Raw genomic sequence first — 20,082 nt, 5'->3', positions numbered from 1 at the left:
CTAAACGTAGCGGAATACGCCTATTGCGTAGACCACGGAGAGAGCGAGAGCCCACCACAGGTTGGGGCCGATCAGCCCCAGCCATGCGAGGTGGATGAATGCGCTGCCAAGCAGCGAGACAAAGAGACGGTCGCCGCGCGTCGTCTCGAAACGCAGAATGCCGACGCGCGGATTGCCGCCCGGCGAGACGTATTCCCATACGCCCATGCCGATCAGCAGCATGAAGATGGTCCCGAAGAAGACGGCTGTCGGCCACGTCCAGGCCATCCAGGCGAAGCTCATCGTCAGACCTCCTAGACCCGGCCAAGGGCAAAGCCCTTGGCGATGTAGTTGCGGACGAACCAGATGACGAGCGCGCCCGGGATGATGGTGAGGACGCCGGCCGCGGCCAGCACGCCCCAGTCGAGGCCCGAGGCCGACACCGTTCGCGTCATGATCGCCGCGATCGGCTTGGCGTCGGTGGTCGTCAGCGTGCGCGCGATCAGCAGTTCCACCCACGAGAACATGAAGCAGAAGAAGGCGGCCACGCCGACGCCGGACGCGATCAGCGGCATGAAGATCTTCACGAAGAAGCGCGGGAACGAATAGCCGTCGATATAGGCGGTCTCGTCGATTTCCTTGGGAACGCCCGACATGAAGCCTTCGAGAATCCAGACTGCCAGCGGCACGTTGAACAGGCAGTGCGCGAGTGCGACCGCGATATGCGTGTCGATCAGTCCGAATGCCGAATAGAGCTGGAAGAACGGCAGCGCGAACACCGCCGGCGGCGCCATGCGGTTGGTCAGCAGCCAGAAGAACAGGTGCTTGTCGCCGAGGAAGCGGTAGCGCGAGAACGCGTAGGCCGCCGGCAGCGCCACCGTGATCGAGATCACGGTGTTGATGACCACGTAGATGATCGAGTTGATGTAGCCCTTGTACCAGGACGGGTCTGTGAAGATGACCGCATAGTTGCGCAGCGTCGGGTCGCGCGGCCACAGCGAGAAGTCGCCGAGGATCTCCTGGTTGGTCTTGAAGCTCATGTTGGTCAGCCAGTAGATCGGCAGCAACAGGAAGATGACGTAGATGGTGGGCACCAGCCACCAGAAGCGGGACGGCTCGCCGCGACGCCGCATGGCCCTGGCCACCGCGTCGTCGCCTGCCCTTGCGCTCGCTGAGGCCGTTCCGATATCGCCCCGGCCGACGGCGATGGCGGCTTCGTTCTTTCCTTCGGCCATGTCAGCGCTCCTCGCCGTAGTTGGTCATGACCGTGTAGAAGACCCATGACAGCAAAAGGACGATGAGGAAGTAGACGATCGACATGGCTGCCGCCTCGCCCAGGTTGAACTCGCCGATGGCGAGCTTGACGAGGTCGATCGACAGGAACGTCGTGGTGTTGCCGGGGCCGCCGCCGGTGACCACGAAGGGTTCCGTGTAGATCATGAAGGAATCCATGAAGCGCAGCAGCACGGCGATGAGCAGGACGCGGTTCATCTTCGGCAGCTGGATGTAGCGGAAGATCGCCCAGCGCGAGGCGCCGTCGATCTTGGCCGCCTGGTAGTAGGCGTCGGGGATCGAGACGAGGCCGGCATAGCAGAGCAGCACGACGAGGCTGGTCCAGTGCCAGACATCCATCAGGACGACCGTCACCCAGGCGTCGAATGGATCGTTGACGTAGTTGTAGTCGAAGCCGAGACCCGACAGGGTGTGGCCGAGCAGGCCGATGTCGATGCGGCCGAACACCTGCCAGATCGTGCCGACGACATTCCACGGTATGAGCAGCGGCAACGCCATCAGCACGAGGCATGTCGGCACGCCCCATCCCTGGCGCGGCATGTTCAGCGCGATGAAGATGCCGAGCGGAATCTCGATCGCCAGAATTATCCCCGAGAAGATCAGGTTGCGCCCCATCGCCTCCCAGAAGCGTTCCGAGGCCAGGATATCCTCGTACCAGGTGGTTCCCGCCCAGAAGAAGACGTTGTTGCCGAACGTGTCCTGCACCGAATAATTCACGACCGTCATAAGCGGGATCACCGCCGAGAAAGCCACCAGCAGCAGCACCGGCAGGACCATGAACCAGGCCTTGTTGTTCCAGGGCTTGTCCATGGCGCTCAGCCTCCCATCTCGACACGCCATGAATCGGCGTAGAGGTTGATGCCCGCAGGGTCGAAGGCGACCCGGGGATCGGCGGGGATGTCGTCGTCTTCGCCGATGATCGCCGCGATGTCGCGACCCTCGACGCTGGCGCGGACCACCTTGTGGCGGCCGATGTCCTCGACCTTGGTCACCGTTGCCGGCATGCCCGCGCTTCCCAGCCGGACATATTCCGGGCGGATTCCGAGCTCGACGGTGCCGGCGCTGCCGACATCGGGCAGGCCCGGCAGGTCGATCGTCTGCCCGCCAAGCCTGGCGTGCCGGCCCTCAAGCGCAACCGGCATCACATTCATGCCGGGCGAGCCGATGAAGTATCCGACGAATGTATGCCTTGGCCGCTCGAACAGCTCCGCCGGCGTGCCGATCTGCACGACCTCCCCCTCGTACATGACCACGACATGGTCGGCGAAAGTCAGCGCCTCGGTCTGGTCGTGCGTCACGTAGACCATGGTGTAGCCGAAACGCTTGTGCAGCTGCTTCAGCTGCGAGCGCAGCACCCACTTCATGTGCGGATCGATGACGGTGAGCGGCTCGTCGAACAGGATCGCGTTGACGTCGTGGCGCACCAGGCCGCGTCCAAGCGAGATCTTCTGCTTCTGGTCGGCGGTGAGCCCCCTCGCCCGGCGCATCGCCATGTCGGCGAGCCCGGTCATCTCCAGCGTCTCGCGCACCCGGCGATCGACATCGGCTTCCGGCACCGCGCGGTTGCGCAGCGGGAAGGCCAGGTTGTCGTAGACGGTCATCGTGTCGTAGATGACCGGAAACTGGAACACCTGCGCGATGTTGCGTTCCTGCGTCGACAGGTTGGTGACGTCCCGGCCGTCGAACAGCAGTTCGCCATGTGACGGGTGCAGCAGCCCCGATATGATGTTGAGCAGCGTGGTCTTGCCGCAGCCGGACGGCCCAAGCAGGGCGTAGGCGCCGCCATCCTGGAACGTGTGATGGACCTCCTTCAGCGCATAGTCCTTCGCGGATTGCGGGTTGGCGCCGTAGGCGTGTCGGATGTGGTTGCAGTCGATGCGCGCCATGTCGCCCCCCTCACGCCGCCTGCTTCGCGCGCGGTGCGGCCGAACGGCCGTTCGCATCGAAGACCATGATGTGGCGCGGATCGATGAACACTTCGATCTCCTGGTCGGTGTCGAAGTTGCGGATGCCGTGTTCGAGCATGACCCAGCGCACATCGGCGAAATCGAGATGCACGAAGCTCTCGGAACCGGTGATCTCGGTGGCCGAGACTTTCGCCTTGACCGGCACCGCGGCAGGTCCCGGACGCGACAAAGAAAGATGGTGGGGCTGAAAGCCGATCGTGTAACTCGCGTCGGCAATGCCGGCGAGGTCGTCCGGCACAGGGAGGTTCACCCCACCATCAAGCTGGAAGGTCGAGCCGCTCTTTCTCAACACGATGGTGTTGAGCGGCGGGTCGGCGAAGGTCTTTGCCGTGACGAGATCGTCGGGCCGGCGGAAGACGTCGATCGTCGGCCCGAACTGCGTGACGCGGCCCTCGGAGAGCGTGGCCGTGTTGCCACCCAGCAGCAGCGCCTCGTGCGGCTCGGTCGTGGCGTAGACGAAGATCGTGCCGGCCTCGGCGAAGATCTTCGGCAGTTCCTCGCGCAGTTCCTCGCGCAGTTTGTAGTCGAGATTGGCCAGCGGCTCGTCCAGCAGCACCAGCGAGGCGTTCTTCACGATCGCGCGGGCGAGCGCGGTGCGCTGCTGCTGGCCGCCGGAGAGATTGAGCGGCGTGCGGTCGAGATAGGGCGTCAGCTTCAGCAGGGAAGCCGCACGGTCGACTTCGCGCTCGATCGTCGCCTTGTCGGCGCCGGCGACGCGCAGCGGCGAGGCGATGTTCTCGTAGACCGTCATCGCCGGATAGTTGATGAACTGCTGGTAGACCATGGCGACGTTGCGCTTCTGCACCGGCACGCCGGTCACGTCGACGCCGTCGAACCAGACCGAGCCCGACGTCGGGACGTCGAGGCCGGCCATCAGGCGCATCAGGCTGGTCTTTCCGGAAAGGGTCGGCCCGAGCAGCACGTTCAGCGAACCGTGGCGAAGCGTCAGCGAGACGTCGCGGATATGATCCGCTCCGGCCACCGTCTTCGATACATTCCGCAGTTCGAGCATTCCGCCTCCTCCCAGGCAATTTTGCATCGGTTGTCTTCCCGGATCGGCCTCCCGCCTTCGGAAAGAAACTCCCCAGTCTCTATTCAGCCGCCGCGTTCTGCAAGCTGGACAAGTGCCCCTTCATGTACTCCTCCAGCGCCGCGGCTTCCACGGCCGAGACGGTCAGGCCGCGCTTGGTCCTGCGCCAGAGCACGTCGTCGGCCGTCAGCGCCCATTCGTGATCGATGAGATAGCGAACCTCAGCTTCGTAGAGGTCCGGCCCGAACGTCCTGCCGAGATCTGCCTGAGACTTGGCCAGCCCGAGCAGCGTCGCCGCCCTTGTGCCGTAGAGCCGCGTCAGGCGGCGCGCCAGCCCGACGTCAAGGAATGGATACTGCGCCTTCAACTTCGCCGCCTGCGCATCGAACCCCGTCGCCGGGAAATCGCCGCCGGGAAGCTGCGCCGCCGCGGTCCATGGCTTGCCCTTCCGGCCGAGGAAATGTTCGATCTTCTCGAGCATGTGTTCCGACAGCCGCCGATAGGTGGTGATCTTGCCGCCGAAGATGTTGATGACCGGCGCTTCCCCATCCGGATGTTCGGCCTTGAGAACGTAGTCGCGCGTTGCTTCCTGGGCCTTTGAGGCACCGTCGTCGTAGAGCGGGCGCACGCCCGAATAGGTCCAGACGATGTCCTGCGGCGTTACCGGAACCGAGAAATACTCGCTTGCCGCCTCGCAGAGATAGCGCGTCTCTGCGTCGCTGATCTTCGCTTCGTGCGGATCGCCGGGATAGTCGCGGTCGGTGGTGCCGATGAGGGTGAAGTCGTCCTCGTATGGGATGGCGAAGATGATGCGCCCGTCATTGTTCTGGAAGAAATAGGCGCGCGGATCATCGAATTTCTTGCGCACCACAATATGGCTGCCCTGCACCAGCCTCACGTTGTGCACGTCGTTCTGGCCGATCGCCTCGGCGAGTACGTGGTCGACCCAGGGGCCGGCTGCGTTGACCAGCAGGCGCGCCCTCACCTGCTCGACCGCGCCGGTGCGCAGATCCTCCACGCCGACGGTCCATGCGCCGTCCTCGCGGCGCGCGCTGACCACCTTCGCGCGTGTCCGGATCGTCGCACCGCGGTCGGCGGCGTCGCGGGCGTTGAGCACGACTAGGCGCGCATCGTTCACCCATCCGTCCGAATACTCGAAAGCCTTCGTGAAGATCGGCTTCAGCGGCTTGCCGGCCGGATCGCTGCGCATGTCCAGAGTGCGTGTCGGCGGCAGCAGCCTGCGCCCGCCGATGTGGTCGTAGAGAAACAGGCCGATCCGAACCAGCCATGCGGGGCGCGGCCCGCCCTTGTGGTAGGGCAGTACGAAGCGCATCGGCCAGATGATGTGCGGCGCGCTGCGCCACAGCACCTCGCGCTCCATGAGGGATTCGCGGACCAGCCGGAACTCGTAATACTCGAGATAGCGCAGGCCGCCGTGGATCAGCTTGGTGGAGAACGACGAGGTGCCGCTGGCAAGATCGTTCATCTCGGCGAGATAGACCGAATAGCCCCGCCCTGCGGCGTCGCGGGCAATGCCGCAGCCGTTGATGCCGCCGCCTATGACGAAGACGTCGCGCATCGGCGCATCGTGCGTCGGGGTTCCGGTCACATTTCCTCCACGCCTTCGCACTGCACCATTCCAGGCGCTTATCGAAAGCGTGATGGAATTAATTCGAAAACATAACGAATGTCAAACGAAATACCCGACAGATCGATTGCCGCATCGTCAACGCGCCGCCTCGATCAGTTCGACCTCAGAGTCGCGACAGATCGCTCGGATCGCCGGGAGTTCGCAGCGATCGGTGATAAAGGTGTCGACCTGGCTGAGATGACCGATCCTCACCGGCGCCGTCCGCTCGAACTTGTTGGCGTCGGCGACAAGGATCACGTGCCTTGCATTGGCGATGATCGCTTGCGCAACCTTGACTTCGCGAAAGTCGAAGTCGAGCAGCGCGCCGTCATGATCGATGGCCGACGCGCCGATCACGGCATAGTCCACCTTGAACTGCTTGATGAAATCGACGGCGGCCTCGCCGACCACGCCGCCGTCGGAACCACGCACGACCCCACCGGTGATCACCACCTCGATTGAAGGAAACACGCGCATCCTGTTGGCAACATTGATGTTGTTGGTGATGACCATCAATCCGTCGTGGCCGAGGAGCGCATTGCTGACTGCTTCGGTCGTGGTGCCGATATTGATGAACAGAGAGGCGTGATCGGGAATCAGGCGCGCTGCCGCCAGCCCGATCGCATCCTTCTCGTCGGCTGCGATCTTGCGGCGCGCCTCGTATTCCATGTTCTCGATGCCTGACGGGAAAAGTGCCCCGCCATGGATCCGCGTGAGCAGCCTCTGGTCGCACAAGTCGTTGAGATCCTTGCGGATCGTCTGCGGAGAGACAGCGAAGTGCCGGGCGAGGTCATCGACAAGAACACGTCCGTCGTCCTTGGCCATCTGGATGATTGCGCTGTGGCGTTGCGATAAATACATGATCGACCTCCGCTTTCGTTTTTATCACAAACGAGCAAAAGCGAAAGCGATATTTGCTTAGCCGGCTGTCATCCTGTTTCGCGGGAACCGATATCCGCGGTCAGCCCTTCGATTTCCTTTTCGGCAGCCCCTTGCGATCGGTTTCGGCGAACTCTTCGAGCTGCTTCTCGGTCATCGAGTCATACATGTCCTTCGACGCGCCGCGCAGTTCGCTCTTGCTGATCTCTCCGCGCTTGGCTGCAAGCGCGACGCCGGCGGCCATTTGCTGAGCTTGAGATTTGGCAGGCATGGCGCCTCTCCCCGTTGCATGTCCGGAAGAAGCCGGCGAGGCGGCATTCCGTTCCGGACGCCGCTCAGGAAAGCTGAAGGCCGAAGCCCTGCATCAGGCGCCTGGTGGGGAAACCCGCGCTACCGGACGTGAAGATCGCGACATCGGACCGCTCGGCGGCCATCGATGTCGCCGCTGGGTGATCGGTACCCAGCAGCGACAGCGCGCGCCGCGCGATCGCCTCGGCCGGATCGATCCAGTCGACCGGCCATGGCGCTGTCTTGCGCATCCGGTTCACCAGGAAGGGGTAGTGGGTGCAGGCCAGCACCACGATGTCGGTGCGCCCGCCGTCCTTCTCGATGAAGCACGGGGCGATCTCGTCGCGGACTGCCGCCTCATCGACGAAGCCGTCGCGCATATAGGTTTCGGCCAGCCCCGCCAGCCGGTCGCTGCCAACCAGCCGGACATGGCATCTGGACGCCCACTGCGTGATCAGGTCGCGCGTGTATTGCCGCTTCACTGTGCCAGGGGTAGCGAGCACCGAAACGAGGCCCGAGCGCGTTCGCTCGGCCGCGGGCTTGATGGCGGGCACGGTCCCGACGAAGGGCTGGTCCGGAAAGCGCTCGCGCAGCGCCGCGATGACGAGGGTCGAGGCCGTGTTGCAGGCGATAATCGAGATCTCCGGATCAAAGCGCAGCAGCAGCTTGTCGAAAAGTGTCAGCACGCGCTCGCGCAGCGCCGGCTCTTCCCATGCGCCATAGGGAAAGCCGGCGTCGTCGGCGACATAGACGAACTGTCTGTCAGGCATCAGCACGCGTGCCTCGCGCAGCACGGTCAGGCCGCCGATGCCGGAATCGAACACCAGGATCGGGCGATCAGCCATCGTCGCGCGCCTTGTCCGGCGGCGCCGGCCTTCGCCGGTAGTCGCCGTCCTCATGCGCCTCGCGATCGGCTTTCGCCTTGCGTTCTGGATATCCCTCCCCGCGCGGCGTCCGCGGCGAAAAGTAGTCGAGGGAGGAAATGACGCCGCGCAGCACCTTGATCTCCGCTTCCGTAAAGCCGGGACGGGTGAGAACGGCGTGCAGGTTGTCGAGCATCTTGGGCTTCTTGGCCGACGGCCGGAAGTAGCCGCGGGCGTCGAGCGCTTGTTCCAGATGCTCGATCATGCCGTGCAGCTGGTTCTTTTCGGCCGGCGCAACCGGCGGCGTCGAGAATGCGGTGTCCGTCTCGCTCTCAAGCCCGGACTTCATCCATTCGTACGACATCAGCAGGACCGCCTGGGCGATGTTGAGCGACGCGAATTCGGGATTGACCGGAAATGTCACGATCTCGTCGGCGAGCGCGACCTCCTCGTTGTACAGCCCGAAGCGTTCGCGGCCGAACATGATGCCGGTGCGTTCGCCAGCCGTCGACCGCGCCCTCAGCGTCCTGCCCGCCTCGACCGGCCCGCGCACGGGCTTGAAGCCGTCGCGCTCGCGCGCGGTCGTCGCGTAGACGAATGTCAGGTCGGCGACGGCGGAACGCAGGTCGTCGAACAGCGCGACGCCGTCGATCACATGGTCGGCCCGGCTCGCCGCGGCGCGCGCCTTTTCGTTTGGCCAACCGTCGCGGGGATTGACCAGCCGGAGTTCGGCAAGCCCGAAGTTCGCCATCGCCCGGGCCACCATGCCGATGTTCTCGCCGAGCTGCGGCTCGACCAGGATGATGGCCGGGCCTGGATGCGCCGGCTGCATGTCGCGGTCTTGGTCTGCCATATGTGAACTGGTCCCGGTGCCGATCGCCTGCAAGAGCGCGAAGTAGCCCCGCAACCGGCGCGGAATCAAGGCGCCACCGTCAGAAGCCGTGAGTTCCCCGCCGCGCCGGGCTGCTTCACACGGCTGTTACACCGGCCACCTACGAGCGTCACCCGTTCCAGCCACGCAACCTCCTACGGAGCAATCGAACGATGACCGAACATGTCGCAACCTCAAACGGCTTCCGCACAAGCCTCCTCGAAGAAGCGGACGGGCCGGCGCACAACCCGACCGCCAACCCGACGATGGGCGAGCTGATCGCTACCCGGTTTTCCCGCCGCGGCCTGCTCAAGGGCGCGCTGGCGGTCTCGGCGATTTCCGCGACGGTCGCGCCCGCAGCGCTTTTGACTGCCGAGCGTGCGCGGGCCGCGGGCTCGTCAGCCTTCTCCTTCGGCGAGGTTGAAGCCGGCGTCGACCAGGACCATCACGTCGCCAGCGGCTACGACGCCGATGTACTGCTGCGCTGGGGCGACCCGCTGTTCGCCGATGCCCCGGAATTCGATCCGCTGTCGCAGACGGCCGAGAGCCAGAGCCGCCAGTTCGGCTACAACAACGATTTCGTCGGCTACATCCCCCTGCCCGACGCGGAAAACCCAGCCGAGCACGGGCTGCTGGTGGTCAACCACGAATACACCAACGAGCACCTGATGTTTCCGGGCATCGTGAAGATCGTCGACGGCAAGCCCGAGGTCGCTCCGGCCGACAAGAAGCGCGTCGATATCGAGATGGCGGCGCACGGCGGGACCATCGCGGAAATCAGGAAGGCCGACGGCAAGTGGCAGCTGATCAGGAACTCGCCCTACAACCGCCGCATCACCGCGACGACCGAGATGGCGATGACCGGCCCGGCCGCCGGCCACCCGCGCCTGCAGACGACGGCCGATCCAACCGGCCGGAAGGTGTTCGGCACGGTCAACAACTGCGCCGGCGGCGTCACGCCATGGGGCACCTACATCCTGGCCGAGGAGAATTTCCACGGCTACTTCATGGGCGAACTGCCCGCCGACCATCCGGAGGCGACGAACTACAAGCGTCTCGGCGTGCCGGATTCGACCTATGAATGGGGCCGCTTCTACGACCGTTTCGATGTCTCCAAGGAGCCCAACGAGCCGAACCGCTTCGGCTGGATCGTCGAGGTCGACCCGTTCGACGCCAGCGCGACGCCGAAGAAGCGCACCGCGCTCGGCCGCACCAAGCACGAGGGCGCCGAATCGATCGTCGCCAGGGACGGCCGCGTGGTGTTCTACCTCGGCGACGACGAGCGCTTCGACTACGTCTACAAGTTCGTCACCGCCCGGGCCTACAACCCGCAAGATCGCGCAGCCAACATGGACCTGCTCGACGAAGGCACGCTTTACGTCGCGCGCTTCGACGCCGACGGCACCATCGCCTGGCTGCCGCTGGTGCTCGGCAACGGCCCGCTCGGCCCCGACAACGGCTTCGTTACCCAGGCTGACGTCGTCGTCGAGACGCGCCGCGCCGCCGACCTGCTCGGCGCCACCAAGATGGACCGGCCGGAGGACGTCCAGCCCAACCCGGTCAACGGCCGCGTCTACGTCATGCTGACCAACAACACCAAGCGCAAGGACGACCAGGTCGACCCGGCCAATCCGCGCGCCGGCAACGCCTTCGGCCATATCATCGAGATCGCCGAGGCCGATGGCGATTTCGCCGCGACGGCCGGCAGGTGGGAAGTCCTGCTCCGTTGCGGCGACCCGTCGGTCGCCGAGGTCGGCGCGACCTTCTCGACGGAGACCACCCGGAACGGCTGGTTCGGCATGCCGGACAACTGCGCCATCGACGCGGCGGGACGGCTCTGGGTGTCCACCGACGGCAACAGCCCGAAGGCAACCGGCCGCACCGACGGTTTGTGGGCCGTCGACACCGAAGGCGACGCAAGGGCGACGTCCAAGCTGTTCTACCGGGTGCCGGTGGGCGCCGAACTGTGCGGCCCGACCTTCACGCCGGATGACCAGACGCTGTTCGTCGCGATCCAGCATCCCGGCGACGGTGGCGAGGACTGGGAAGGTTTCGGCCGCCCCTCCTACTACGAGGACCTGTCTACCCGCTGGCCCGACTTCAAGGACGACATGCCGGTGCGGCCGGCGGTCGTCGCCATCACCAGGCAGGGCGGCGGCAAGGTCGGCGCGTAGGCGACGCCGGCCATCCGGCAATGATTGGAGGGGTGGCGCGGCTTGTCGCGCCGCCCTTCGCGGCAGGGCGGGCGGACGCGCCTTTGCCTTCCCCGCGCCGGGTGCTATAGGGGCCGCACTTCAAGAACCAGTCCGCGGGCAGGCGCCCGTATTCCAAGCGAGGTAGGCAATGGCGAAGATCAAGGTGGACAATCCCGTCGTGGAGCTCGACGGCGACGAGATGACACGCATCATCTGGCAGTTCATCAAGGACAAGCTGATCCATCCCTATCTCGACATCGACCTCGAATATTACGACCTCGGCGTCGAGCACCGCGACGCCACCAACGACCAGGTCACCATCGATGCGGCCAACGCCATCAAGAAGCACGGCGTCGGCGTCAAGTGCGCCACCATCACGCCAGACGAAGCGCGCGTCGAGGAATTCAAGCTGAAGAAGATGTGGAAGTCGCCCAACGGCACCATCCGCAACATCCTCGGCGGCACCATCTTCCGCGAACCGATCATCATGAAGAACGTGCCCCGCCTGGTGCCCGGCTGGACGCAGCCGATCATCGTCGGACGCCATGCCTTCGGCGACCAGTACCGCGCGACCGACTTCCGCTTCCCCGGCAAGGGCAAGCTCTCGATCAAGTTCGTCGGCGAAGACGGCCAGACGATCGAGCACGAGGTGTTCGACGCTCCGGGCTCGGGCGTGGCGATGGCCATGTACAACCTCGACGAATCGATCCGCGAGTTCGCGCGCGCCTCGCTGAACTACGGCCTGCTGCGCAACTATCCGGTCTACCTGTCGACCAAGAACACCATCCTCAAGGCCTATGACGGGCGCTTCAAGGACATCTTCCAGGAAGTCTACGAGAAGGAGTTCGAGGCGCAGTTCAAGGAAAAGAAGATCTGGTACGAACACCGCCTGATCGACGACATGGTGGCGTCCGCGCTCAAGTGGTCCGGCGGCTATGTCTGGGCGTGCAAGAACTACGACGGCGACGTGCAGTCCGACACGGTGGCGCAGGGTTTTGGCTCGCTCGGCCTGATGACGTCGGTGCTGATGACGCCGGACGGCAAGACCGTCGAGGCGGAAGCCGCGCACGGCACCGTGACCCGTCACTACCGCCAGCACCAGAAGGGCGAGGAGACCTCGACCAACTCGATCGCATCGATCTTCGCCTGGACGCGCGGCCTGGCGCATCGCGCCAAGCTCGACGACAACGCGGCTCTGATGAAGTTCGCCGAGACCTTGGAAAAGGTCTGCATCCAGACGGTCGAGTCCGGCTACATGACCAAGGATCTCTCGCTGCTGATCGGTCCGGACCAGCCGTGGCTCTCGACCACCGGCTTCCTCGACAAGATCGACGAGAACCTCAAGAAGGCAATGTCCGCCTGAGGAAGTGAGCCCCAACTGAAAAGCCCCGGAGCGATCCGGGGCTTTTTTCATATCCAGTCGCCAGTTTGGCTACGTGGCGCGGCCCGGCCCCTTGGGCCGGCCGACATTGCCTTTTCAGTCTGCCTACAGCGCGGCCTTCACCGCGGCGATCGCGTCGGCTGCCTTGCTTGCATCCGGACCGCCGGCCTGCGCCATGTCGGGACGGCCGCCGCCGCCCTGACCGCCGAGCGCCGCCGAGGCGGTGCGCACCAGGTCGACGGCGCTGAAGCGCTGCGTCAGGTCGTCGGTCACGCCGACCACGACACTCGCCTTGCCGTCCTCGCCCGTGCCGACAAATACGACCACCCCGGAGCCGAGCGAGGTCTTGCCCGCGTCGGCGAGCGACTTCAGGTCCTTCGGCGCGACGCCGCTGACCGACTTTCCGAGGAAGCCGACGCCGTTGACGACTTCGTTCTCGCTCGCACCGCCCGACGCCGCTGACCCGCCGCCGCCGAGCGCCAGCTTCTTGCGGGCGTCGGAAAGTTCGCGCTCAAGCTTCTTGCGCTCGTCGAGCAGGGCCCCGACGCGCGCCGGCACGTCGGCCGGCGAAACCTTCAGCGTCGCCGCGACGGACTTCAGCCGCCGGTCCTGCTCGTCCAGGTGCCGGCGCGCGGCTTCGCCGGTCAGCGCCTCGATGCGGCGCACGCCCGCCGAAACCGCGCCATCGGACACGATGCGCACCAGCCCGATGTCGCCTGTCGCGCTGACATGCGTGCCACCGCAGAGTTCGACCGAATAGGGCCGGTTCGCCTTGGCGCCGTGAACCCCGGTGCCCATCGAGACGACCCTCACCTCGTCGCCGTATTTCTCGCCGAACAGCGCCATCGCGCCTTCGGCGATCGCATCATCGACCGTCATCAGCCGCGTCGTGACCGGGCTGTTCTGCACGACGATCTCATTGGCCATCCGCTCGACTTCCTCGAGTTCATCCGGGGATATCGGCTTGTTGTGCGAGATGTCGAAGCGCAGGCGTTCGGGCGCCACCAGCGAGCCCTTCTGCGCGACATGCGTGCCGAGAACCTCGCGCAGCGCCTCGTGGATGAGATGCGTGGCCGAGTGGTTGGAGCGCAGCCGCGAGCGGCGCGCGTGGTCGACCTTCAGTTCGACCGCGGCGCCGGCCTTCACCGCCCCCTTCGTCACCTTGCCGTAGTGCACGAGCAGGCCATCCGCCTTCTTCTGGGTATCGGTCACGTCGATCGAAAAACCTTCACCTGACATCGTGCCGGTATCGCCCATCTGGCCGCCGGATTCACCGTAGAAAGGCGTCTGGTTGACGACGACCGCGACCGTGTCGCCCTCTTTCGCGGCATCCGCGACCGCGCCGTCGCGGACGAGCGAAAGCACGATGCCTTCGGCCTGCTCGGTCTCGTAGCCCAGGAATTCCGTGGCGCCGGCCTTCTCGCGGACCGAGAACCACACCGTTTCCGTCGCCGCCTCGCCGGAACCCGCCCAGTTGGCGCGCGCTTCGGCCTTCTGGCGCTCCATCGCATCGGTGAAGCCGGCGAGATCGACCGAGATCCTGCGCTGGCGCAGCGCGTCCTGTGTCAGGTCGAGCGGGAAGCCGTAGGTGTCGTAGAGCTTGAACGCCGTCTCGCCGTCGAGCATGTCGCCCTCGCCGAGCGTGCCGGTCACATCCGCCAGCAGGCCGAGCCCGCGCGCCAGCGTCTTGCCGAAGCGCGTTTCCTCGAGCTTCAGCGTCTCGGTGATCAGCGCCTCGCCGCGCGCAAGTTCGGGATAGGCCTGGCCCATTTCGCGGATCAGCGCCGGCACCAGCTTCCACATCAGCGGCTCGGACGCGCCGAGCAGCTGGGCGTGGCGCATGGCACGCCGCATGATGCGGCGCAGCACGTAGCCGCGGCCCTCGTTGGACGGCAGCACGCCATCGGCGACCAGGAAGGCGGAGGAGCGCAGGTGATCGGCGATGACGCGGAACGAGGCCGTGTTGTCGGCGTCCGGGCCGCGCCCCAGTTCGGACGCCGTGACGTCGATCAGGTGCCGGAACAGGTCGGTCTCGAAAACGCTGTCCACACCCTGCAGGATGGACGCCATCCGCTCCAGCCCCATGCCGGTGTCGATGGAGGGGCGCGGAAGATCGACGCGCTCCTCCTTCGTCACCTGCTCATACTGCATGAAGACGAGGTTCCAGAACTCGAGGAAGCGGTCGCCGTCCTCCTCCGAGCTGCCGGGCGGGCCGCCCCAGATGTGTTCGCCGCGGTCGATGAATATCTCCGAGCACGGACCGCATGGGCCGGTGTCGCCCATCGCCCAGAAATTGTCCGACGTGGGAATGCGGATGATGCGGTCATCGGAGAAGCCGGCAATCTTTTTCCAGTAGCCGGCCGCCTCGTCGTCCGTGTGGTAGACGGTGACGAGAAGCTTGTCCTTCGGCAGTCCGAAATCGCGGGTGATCAGGTTCCAGGCCAGTTCGATCGCCTGTTCCTTGAAATAGTCGCCGAAGGAAAAATTGCCGAGCATCTCGAAGAAGGTGAGATGGCGCGCGGTGTAGCCGACATTGTCGAGGTCGTTGTGCTTGCCGCCGGCGCGCACGCATTTCTGCGCGGTGGTCGCGCGTGAATAGGAGCGCTTCTCCAGCCCGGTGAAGACGTTCTTGAACTGCACCATGCCGGCATTGGTGAACATCAGCGTGGGGTCGTTGCGCGGCACGAGCGGGCTGGAGGCCACCACGTCGTGCCCGTTCTTCCTGAAATAGTCGAGGAAGGTCGACCGGATGTCGTTCACGCCACTCATGGAAAAGCCTTCTGGTGCACCGGCCGGATCGGCCGGAAATTGGGTTCAGGCCTTTTAGCCGCCGCTCCAATAGCTGTCCAGAAACTCGGATGACGCCCGATGCGGAACAGCCAGGTGGGTGCGGCCCTGAATATGGCGGGTTCAGGAGCGCATCTTCGCTGCTGCCGCGCCGCCATTCGCCTACCCTTGCTTCGGGACACCGGGCCGCCCCGGCACGTAGCACCTACCCAAACAAAAACCGCCGGCGTCAGCCGGCGGCCTTTATCGATCCACGGCGGTCTGCGGTGTCACATGCCGCCGGCGGCCGCGTCGTCGTCGAGTTCGTCGCGCGAGGCGTTGTCGAGGAACTTTTCCGCAATCAGCCCGGCATTCTGGCGAAGCGCCAGCTCGATCTCGCGCGCCGTGTCGGGATTGTCGTGCAGGAACTGCTTCGCATTTTCGCGCCCCTGGCCGAGGCGCTGCGAATTGTAGGAGAACCAGGCGCCCGACTTCTCGACGACGCCGGCCTTGACGCCGAGATCGACGAGTTCGCCCGTCTTCGACACGCCCTCGCCGTACATGATGTCGAACTCCACCTGCTTGAACGGCGGCGCCAGCTTGTTCTTCACCACCTTCACGCGGGTCTGGTTGCCGACCACCTCGTCACGGTCCTTGACCGCGCCGATGCGGCGGATGTCGAGGCGCACGGAAGCGTAAAACTTGAGCGCGTTGCCGCCCGTCGTCGTCTCGGGCGAGCCGAACATCACGCCGATCTTCATGCGGATCTGGTTGATGAAGATGACCATCGTGTTGGAGCGCGAGATCGAAGCGGTGAGCTTGCGCAGCGCCTGGCTCATCAGTCGCGCCTGCAGGCCCGGCAGCGAATCGCCCATCTCGCCCTCGATTTCGGCGCGCGGGGTGAGCGCCGCCACCGAATCGACCACCAGCACGTCGATCGCGCCCGAGCGCACCAGCGTGTCGCAGATCTCCAGCGCCTGCTCGCCGGTGTCGGGCTGCGAAATCAGCAGGTCTTCCAGATTGACCCCGAGCTTGCGGGCATAGACCGGATCGAGCGCGTGCTCGGCGTCGACGAAGGCGCAGATGCCGCCCTTCTTCTGCGCCTCCGCGACCGTGTGCAGCGCCAGGGTCGTCTTGCCGGAGCTTTCCGGCCCGTAGATCTCGATGATGCGGCCGCGCGGCAGGCCGCCGACGCCGAGCGCGATGTCGAGGCCGAGCGATCCGGTCGAGACCGTGCCGATCTCGACGACCTGCTCGTTCGTCCCGAGCCGCATGATCGAACCTTTGCCGAAGGCGCGTTCGATCTGCGAAAGCGCGGCATCCAGAGCCTTAGTCTTGTCCACCGTATTGTCCTCTACGAGCCGCAATGAATTCTGCGCCATGATATCACCCCTTGGTCCTCGATGTAGGCCGGAACATCAGTTGCTTCACATAATGTGTACCCTCTTTGTTCTCATTTTGCAAGAACCCCTATCACACTGATTGATTTGGCATAACCGGATTTGTTCCCGGTTCATTCGCATCCCCCTGATGCGGGATGTATCCACATGCCGGGCCGCGGCATCACGTCGCCCGTCGCGGTGTCCGATGATTCGGAGGGCCGGTTGCGGGCGTCGACCGGGCAACCTAATCTCGACTGGATTCGCGTGCAGACCGGGCGTGCAATGGCCTCTCCGAAAATCGTAGCCGTCGGCGGCGCCCATATCGACAGGCGCGGGCAGATGACGGACGCCTTCGTGCCGGGCGCGTCGATCCCCGGAACGATGCGCGAGGAGGTCGGCGGCGGCGCGTTCAACGCGTTGCGAACGGCCGTCCGTCGCGGTGCCCTGGGCGCCATGATGTCGGTGCGCGGCGGAGATTCGACCGGCGATGCCGTGGCCGAAGCGATGGCGCAAGCCGGCATCGCCGACCTTTCGGCGATCTTCCTCGACCGGGCGACGCCGAGCTACACCGCGCTGCTCGACCGCGACGGCGATGTCGTGGCGGCGCTCGCCGACATGCAGCTCTACGAGGCCGCGTTCCCCAAGCAGTTGAGGCGCGCCAAGGTGCGCGAGGCGCTAGCCGAGGCCGACGCCGTGCTCTGCGACGCCAATATTCCGGCGGCGGGGCTGGAGCGGCTGGCGGCGCTTAGTGCCGACCGGCCGGTCTTCGCGATCGCCATATCACCGGCGAAGGTCAAGCGGATGTCCGGCATCCTGCCCGCGCTCGCCTGCCTGTTCATGAACCGGCGCGAAGCCGCGGCGCTCGCCGGCACGGCGCAGGACGATCCTGTGGAGACGATCGTCGGGAGGCTCCGCGCGCTCGGCCTGGCGCGCGGCGTCATCACGCAGGGCGACCGGCCGGTCGTCGGCTTCGACGCTTTCCACATGTTCTCGGTGACGCCGCCGACGCCGCGGAGGATCGCCGATGTTACCGGCGCCGGCGACGCGCTTGCCGGGACGATGACGGTCGCGCTTCTCGACGGGGCGTCGTACGATGCGGCCCTGCGCGAAGGCATGGCGGCTTCCATGCTCGCGGTCGAGTGTCCAAGCTCCACCCCGGCGCTGTCGCAGGTCGACTTCGCCGAGGCGCTGGCCCTTGTGCCGGCGCCCGTGAAGGTGCAATGACGCGGGTCCTGGAGACGCCATGACGCCCGATACCGCCCGCCCCTTCGTCGACCTTCTGCCGGCCGTGGCCGACGCGCTTGCCGCCGGCCGCCCCGTGGTTGCGCTCGAAAGTACCATCATCACGCATGGCATGCCCTATCCCGACAACAGCGTGATGGCGGCAAATGTCGAGCGCATCATAGCGGAGGAAGGCGCGGTGCCCGCCACCATCGCCGTGGTCGGCGGCCGCATCAAGGTCGGCCTGTCCGACGGCGAGCGGGAATCGCTGGCGACTGCAAGCGGCGCCATGAAGCTGTCGCGCGCCGACCTCGGCTTCGCGGTCGCGCAGGGGCGCACGGGCGGCACCACGGTGGCCGCGACCATGATCTGCGCACGCATGGCCGGCATCAGGGTTTTCGCCACGGGCGGCATCGGCGGCGTCCACAAGGGCGCGGAAGAGAGTTTTGACATTTCCGCCGACCTCGACGAACTGGCGCGCACCCCGGTCGTCGTGGTGTCGGCGGGCGCCAAGGCGATCCTCGACATCGAGAAGACGCTGGAGGTGCTGGAGACGCGCGGCGTGCCGGTGGTAGCGCTGGCCGCCGACATCATGCCCGCCTTCTGGTCGCGCCAGTCGCCCTACCGCGCGCCGCTGCGCCTGGAGCGGCCCGAGGACATCGCGGCGCTGTTCGAGACGCGTCGCAAGCTCGGCCTCGACGGCGGCATGCTGGTCGCCAATCCGGTGCCGGAAGAGGACGAGATCCCGGCCGGCGAGATGGCGCGCTACATCGCGGCCGCGCACCGCGCCGCCGCGGAGCAGAAGATCGCCGGCAAGGCGGTGACGCCGTTCCTGCTCGGCAAGATTCTTGAGCTTACCGACGGCCGGAGCCTGAAGACCAACATCGCGCTGGTCGAAAACAATGCGCGCATCGCGGCGCGGATCGCGAAAGCGCTCTAGCGTTCAGGCGCGGAGCTTCCGGCCAAGCTTGGCAGCCCCCGAACGTCGATAGCGGCGATCAGCCCTTGCCCGCCCGGATACCGGCCTCATAGGCCTTGCGCGCCCATGGCTCCATTTCGTCGGCGCTGTCGGCGGCACCGTCGGGCAGCGACCAGTAGGGCATAGCCACCGACTTGCCGTGGCGCGAATGCACGTAGGTCCACTGCGTCGCGCCCGCCGCCTCATACTCCGGCGCGACGGTCGCATCCCCCTTCAGCATGAGTTCGCCGCGCAGTTCGACGGCGATGATGACGCCGTCGAAATAGATACCCTTGCCGCCGAACATGCGGCGGATCGAGACCGGACCCAGTCCGGAAAACAGGTCGGAAATCGCGTCGGCGTCCATGCGGTCGATTATGGCAGCAGGAATGGCGGCTGTCATTGCGGATGGCCCGGCTGCCGCTCTATCCTGCCGAGGTCTGACATCGGGAGCACGGTCATGCCGGTTCTGCTCAAAGGGTCTTGCCGCTGCGGGGCGGTCGGCTTCGAGTTCGAAAGCCACACGCCGGCGCCGTTCATGCTCTGCTACTGCTCGATCTGCCGGAAGCAGCAGGGCGGAGGCGGATATGCGATCAACCTCGGCGGGATATCGTCCACGCTGAAGGTGGATGGCAAGCGCAGCCTCGGCGTCTACCGTGCAGAAATCCAGGACGAAGAGCGGCCGCGCTGCGAGGTGTCCACCGGCGAGCGGAATTTCTGCAGGAAATGCGGATCGGCCCTGTGGCTCTACGATCCGACCTGGCCGGAACTGGTGCACCCGTTCGCCTCGGCGATCGACAGCGAACTGCCCAAGCCCAGGGAGCGCGTCCACATCATGCTGAAGTACAAGGCATCATGGGTCGAGCCGAGCATTCGCAAGGGCGACAAGGCTTTCGACGCCTACCCCGAGGAGTCGATCGCCGACTGGCACAAGCGCACGAAGATGTGGGTGGCGTAGCCCTACGCCGCGCTCGCCGCGCGCGCTTCTGCAAGCGCCTTGAGGTCGGCGGGCTGCAGCTCGACGGATTCGCCGCAGCCGCAGGCCGAACTCTGGTTGGGGTTGCGGAAGGTGAAGCCGGTGCGCAGCGTGGTCTTCTCGAAGTCCATCTCGGTGCCGAGCAGGAAGAGCGCGGCTTCCGGCGCGACCCAGACCTGCGCGCCGTTCTTCTCGACATGGTCGTCGCCGGCCTTCGGCTCGGTAACGAGGTCGACCGTGTACTCCATGCCGGCGCAGCCGCCCTTCTTGATGCCGAGGCGCACACCCCTGGCGTTGTCGCGGCTGGCAACGATCTCGTTGACGCGCTCGGCGGCGGCGTCGGTCATCGAAATGACGGCGAAGCGTCCCATGTCAGTCTCCAAGCCATGCAGGTTCAAGGCCT

Annotated in this window: 19 protein-coding genes; 5 read left to right on the top strand and 14 right to left on the bottom strand. The window is 65.5% G+C overall.

Translation table 11 applies throughout. The features are described from left to right. The 10 genes from ABUE31_RS20400 to ABUE31_RS20355 all read right to left on the bottom strand — a co-directional run bounded on the left by ABUE31_RS20400 (nt 1) and on the right by ABUE31_RS20355 (nt 8,782). Nucleotides 1-282 carry a DUF2160 domain-containing protein gene (locus ABUE31_RS20400; RefSeq protein WP_367725575.1) on the bottom strand — a complete coding sequence of 94 codons (282 nt, stop codon included), beginning with the start codon at nt 280-282 and terminating at the stop codon, nt 1-3. 11 nt (nt 283-293) lie between these two features. Then, entirely contained in the window at nt 294-1,112 is an 819-nt protein-coding gene (locus tag ABUE31_RS20395; protein ID WP_367725600.1) for a carbohydrate ABC transporter permease, read from the bottom strand. Nucleotides 1,113-1,215: 103 nt separating this feature from the next. Further along, nucleotides 1,216-2,082 (bottom strand): carbohydrate ABC transporter permease, encoded by an 867-nt coding sequence (locus ABUE31_RS20390; RefSeq protein ID WP_367725574.1) that lies wholly within the window; start codon nt 2,080-2,082, stop codon nt 1,216-1,218. Nucleotides 2,083-2,087: 5 nt separating this feature from the next. Continuing rightward, entirely contained in the window at nt 2,088-3,158 is a 1,071-nt protein-coding gene (locus ABUE31_RS20385; RefSeq protein ID WP_367725573.1) for an ABC transporter ATP-binding protein, read from the bottom strand. A 10-nt stretch (nt 3,159-3,168) separates the two neighbouring features. Next, nucleotides 3,169-4,251, bottom strand: coding sequence for an ABC transporter ATP-binding protein (locus ABUE31_RS20380; protein ID WP_367725572.1), 1,083 nt, complete (start codon nt 4,249-4,251; stop codon nt 3,169-3,171). 79 nt (nt 4,252-4,330) lie between these two features. Continuing rightward, entirely contained in the window at nt 4,331-5,848 is a 1,518-nt protein-coding gene (gene glpD, locus ABUE31_RS20375; RefSeq protein ID WP_367725599.1) for a glycerol-3-phosphate dehydrogenase, read from the bottom strand. Nucleotides 5,849-5,995: 147 nt separating this feature from the next. Next, the gene (locus ABUE31_RS20370; protein ID WP_367725571.1) at nt 5,996-6,760 is read right to left on the bottom strand and encodes a DeoR/GlpR family DNA-binding transcription regulator; all 765 of its coding nucleotides are present in this window, start codon (nt 6,758-6,760) and stop codon (nt 5,996-5,998) included. 100 nt (nt 6,761-6,860) lie between these two features. Further along, complete coding sequence (locus ABUE31_RS20365; protein ID WP_367725570.1) at nt 6,861-7,049, bottom strand: DUF3008 family protein; 189 nt, start codon at nt 7,047-7,049, stop codon at nt 6,861-6,863. 64 nt (nt 7,050-7,113) lie between these two features. Further along, entirely contained in the window at nt 7,114-7,911 is a 798-nt protein-coding gene (gene murI, locus ABUE31_RS20360; protein ID WP_367725569.1) for a glutamate racemase, read from the bottom strand. Continuing rightward, nucleotides 7,904-8,782, bottom strand: a complete 879-nt coding sequence (locus ABUE31_RS20355) for an RNA methyltransferase (protein WP_367725568.1) — start codon at nt 8,780-8,782, stop codon at nt 7,904-7,906. Before ABUE31_RS20355 ends, murI begins: the two co-directional genes overlap by 8 nt. Nucleotides 8,783-8,973: 191 nt before the next feature. On the opposite strand from ABUE31_RS20355, the gene ABUE31_RS20350 reads away from it, so the two are divergent. Both ABUE31_RS20350 and ABUE31_RS20345 read left to right on the top strand, forming a co-directional pair. Next, on the top strand, nt 8,974-10,974 hold the full coding sequence (locus ABUE31_RS20350; RefSeq protein ID WP_367725567.1) for a PhoX family protein: 2,001 nt from the start codon (nt 8,974-8,976) through the stop codon (nt 10,972-10,974). Between the two features lie 169 nt (nt 10,975-11,143). Continuing rightward, on the top strand, nt 11,144-12,358 hold the full coding sequence (locus tag ABUE31_RS20345) for an NADP-dependent isocitrate dehydrogenase (RefSeq protein ID WP_367725566.1): 1,215 nt from the start codon (nt 11,144-11,146) through the stop codon (nt 12,356-12,358). A gap of 123 nt (nt 12,359-12,481) precedes the next feature. Here ABUE31_RS20345 and alaS read toward each other — a convergent pair whose 3' ends face one another. After that, nucleotides 12,482-15,145 (bottom strand): alanine--tRNA ligase, encoded by a 2,664-nt coding sequence (alaS, locus tag ABUE31_RS20340; protein ID WP_367725565.1) that lies wholly within the window; start codon nt 15,143-15,145, stop codon nt 12,482-12,484. A gap of 287 nt (nt 15,146-15,432) precedes the next feature. Further along, nucleotides 15,433-16,524 (bottom strand): recombinase RecA, encoded by a 1,092-nt coding sequence (gene recA, locus ABUE31_RS20335; RefSeq protein WP_367725563.1) that lies wholly within the window; start codon nt 16,522-16,524, stop codon nt 15,433-15,435. Between the two features lie 282 nt (nt 16,525-16,806). Between recA and ABUE31_RS20330 the strand changes: the two genes are divergently transcribed. After that, nucleotides 16,807-17,748, top strand: coding sequence for a carbohydrate kinase family protein (locus tag ABUE31_RS20330; RefSeq protein WP_367725562.1), 942 nt, complete (start codon nt 16,807-16,809; stop codon nt 17,746-17,748). Nucleotides 17,749-17,767: 19 nt separating this feature from the next. Continuing rightward, a complete protein-coding gene (locus tag ABUE31_RS20325; protein ID WP_367725561.1) occupies nt 17,768-18,685 on the top strand; it encodes a pseudouridine-5'-phosphate glycosidase in 918 nt (305 codons plus the stop codon). A 58-nt stretch (nt 18,686-18,743) separates the two neighbouring features. On the opposite strand, the gene ABUE31_RS20320 is transcribed toward ABUE31_RS20325, so the two are convergent. After that, nucleotides 18,744-19,070, bottom strand: coding sequence for a TfoX/Sxy family protein (locus ABUE31_RS20320; protein ID WP_367725598.1), 327 nt, complete (start codon nt 19,068-19,070; stop codon nt 18,744-18,746). 93 nt (nt 19,071-19,163) lie between these two features. Here ABUE31_RS20320 and ABUE31_RS20315 point away from each other — a divergent pair, with 93 nt between their 5' ends. Continuing rightward, on the top strand, nt 19,164-19,661 hold the full coding sequence (locus ABUE31_RS20315; protein ID WP_367725560.1) for a GFA family protein: 498 nt from the start codon (nt 19,164-19,166) through the stop codon (nt 19,659-19,661). Nucleotides 19,662-19,663: 2 nt separating this feature from the next. On the opposite strand, the gene sufA is transcribed toward ABUE31_RS20315, so the two are convergent. Next, nucleotides 19,664-20,050, bottom strand: coding sequence for a Fe-S cluster assembly scaffold SufA (gene sufA / locus ABUE31_RS20310; protein WP_367725559.1), 387 nt, complete (start codon nt 20,048-20,050; stop codon nt 19,664-19,666). Nucleotides 20,051-20,082: the final 32 nt, after the last annotated feature.

It is taken from the genome of Mesorhizobium marinum (assembly GCF_040813675.1).
In the GTDB taxonomy this organism is placed as follows: Bacteria; Pseudomonadota; Alphaproteobacteria; order Rhizobiales; family Rhizobiaceae; genus Mesorhizobium_K; species Mesorhizobium_K marinum.
The sequence above is the reverse complement of the archived record's forward strand: the minus strand, read 5'-3'. Positions and strand labels throughout refer to the sequence as shown.

What these genes read in the sequence shown, in the direction of transcription:
- sufA (WP_367725559.1), bottom strand. Translation starts at nt 20,050, where the DNA reads ATGGGACGCTTCGCCGTCATTTCGATGACCGACGCCGCCGCCGAGCGC.
- ABUE31_RS20355 (WP_367725568.1), bottom strand. Translation starts at nt 8,782, where the DNA reads ATGGCAGACCAAGACCGCGACATGCAGCCGGCGCATCCAGGCCCGGCC.
- ABUE31_RS20380 (WP_367725572.1), bottom strand. Translation starts at nt 4,251, where the DNA reads ATGCTCGAACTGCGGAATGTATCGAAGACGGTGGCCGGAGCGGATCAT.
- recA (WP_367725563.1), bottom strand. Translation starts at nt 16,524, where the DNA reads ATGGCGCAGAATTCATTGCGGCTCGTAGAGGACAATACGGTGGACAAG.
- ABUE31_RS20385 (WP_367725573.1), bottom strand. Translation starts at nt 3,158, where the DNA reads ATGGCGCGCATCGACTGCAACCACATCCGACACGCCTACGGCGCCAAC.
- ABUE31_RS20350 (WP_367725567.1), top strand. Translation starts at nt 8,974, where the DNA reads ATGACCGAACATGTCGCAACCTCAAACGGCTTCCGCACAAGCCTCCTC.
- ABUE31_RS20315 (WP_367725560.1), top strand. Translation starts at nt 19,164, where the DNA reads ATGCCGGTTCTGCTCAAAGGGTCTTGCCGCTGCGGGGCGGTCGGCTTC.
- ABUE31_RS20320 (WP_367725598.1), bottom strand. Translation starts at nt 19,070, where the DNA reads ATGGACGCCGACGCGATTTCCGACCTGTTTTCCGGACTGGGTCCGGTC.
- ABUE31_RS20330 (WP_367725562.1), top strand. Translation starts at nt 16,807, where the DNA reads ATGGCCTCTCCGAAAATCGTAGCCGTCGGCGGCGCCCATATCGACAGG.
- ABUE31_RS20365 (WP_367725570.1), bottom strand. Translation starts at nt 7,049, where the DNA reads ATGCCTGCCAAATCTCAAGCTCAGCAAATGGCCGCCGGCGTCGCGCTT.
- murI (WP_367725569.1), bottom strand. Translation starts at nt 7,911, where the DNA reads ATGGCTGATCGCCCGATCCTGGTGTTCGATTCCGGCATCGGCGGCCTG.
- ABUE31_RS20325 (WP_367725561.1), top strand. Translation starts at nt 17,768, where the DNA reads ATGACGCCCGATACCGCCCGCCCCTTCGTCGACCTTCTGCCGGCCGTG.
- ABUE31_RS20390 (WP_367725574.1), bottom strand. Translation starts at nt 2,082, where the DNA reads ATGGACAAGCCCTGGAACAACAAGGCCTGGTTCATGGTCCTGCCGGTG.
- glpD (WP_367725599.1), bottom strand. Translation starts at nt 5,848, where the DNA reads ATGCGCGACGTCTTCGTCATAGGCGGCGGCATCAACGGCTGCGGCATT.
- ABUE31_RS20400 (WP_367725575.1), bottom strand. Translation starts at nt 282, where the DNA reads ATGAGCTTCGCCTGGATGGCCTGGACGTGGCCGACAGCCGTCTTCTTC.
- ABUE31_RS20370 (WP_367725571.1), bottom strand. Translation starts at nt 6,760, where the DNA reads ATGTATTTATCGCAACGCCACAGCGCAATCATCCAGATGGCCAAGGAC.
- ABUE31_RS20395 (WP_367725600.1), bottom strand. Translation starts at nt 1,112, where the DNA reads ATGCGGCGTCGCGGCGAGCCGTCCCGCTTCTGGTGGCTGGTGCCCACC.
- alaS (WP_367725565.1), bottom strand. Translation starts at nt 15,145, where the DNA reads ATGAGTGGCGTGAACGACATCCGGTCGACCTTCCTCGACTATTTCAGG.
- ABUE31_RS20345 (WP_367725566.1), top strand. Translation starts at nt 11,144, where the DNA reads ATGGCGAAGATCAAGGTGGACAATCCCGTCGTGGAGCTCGACGGCGAC.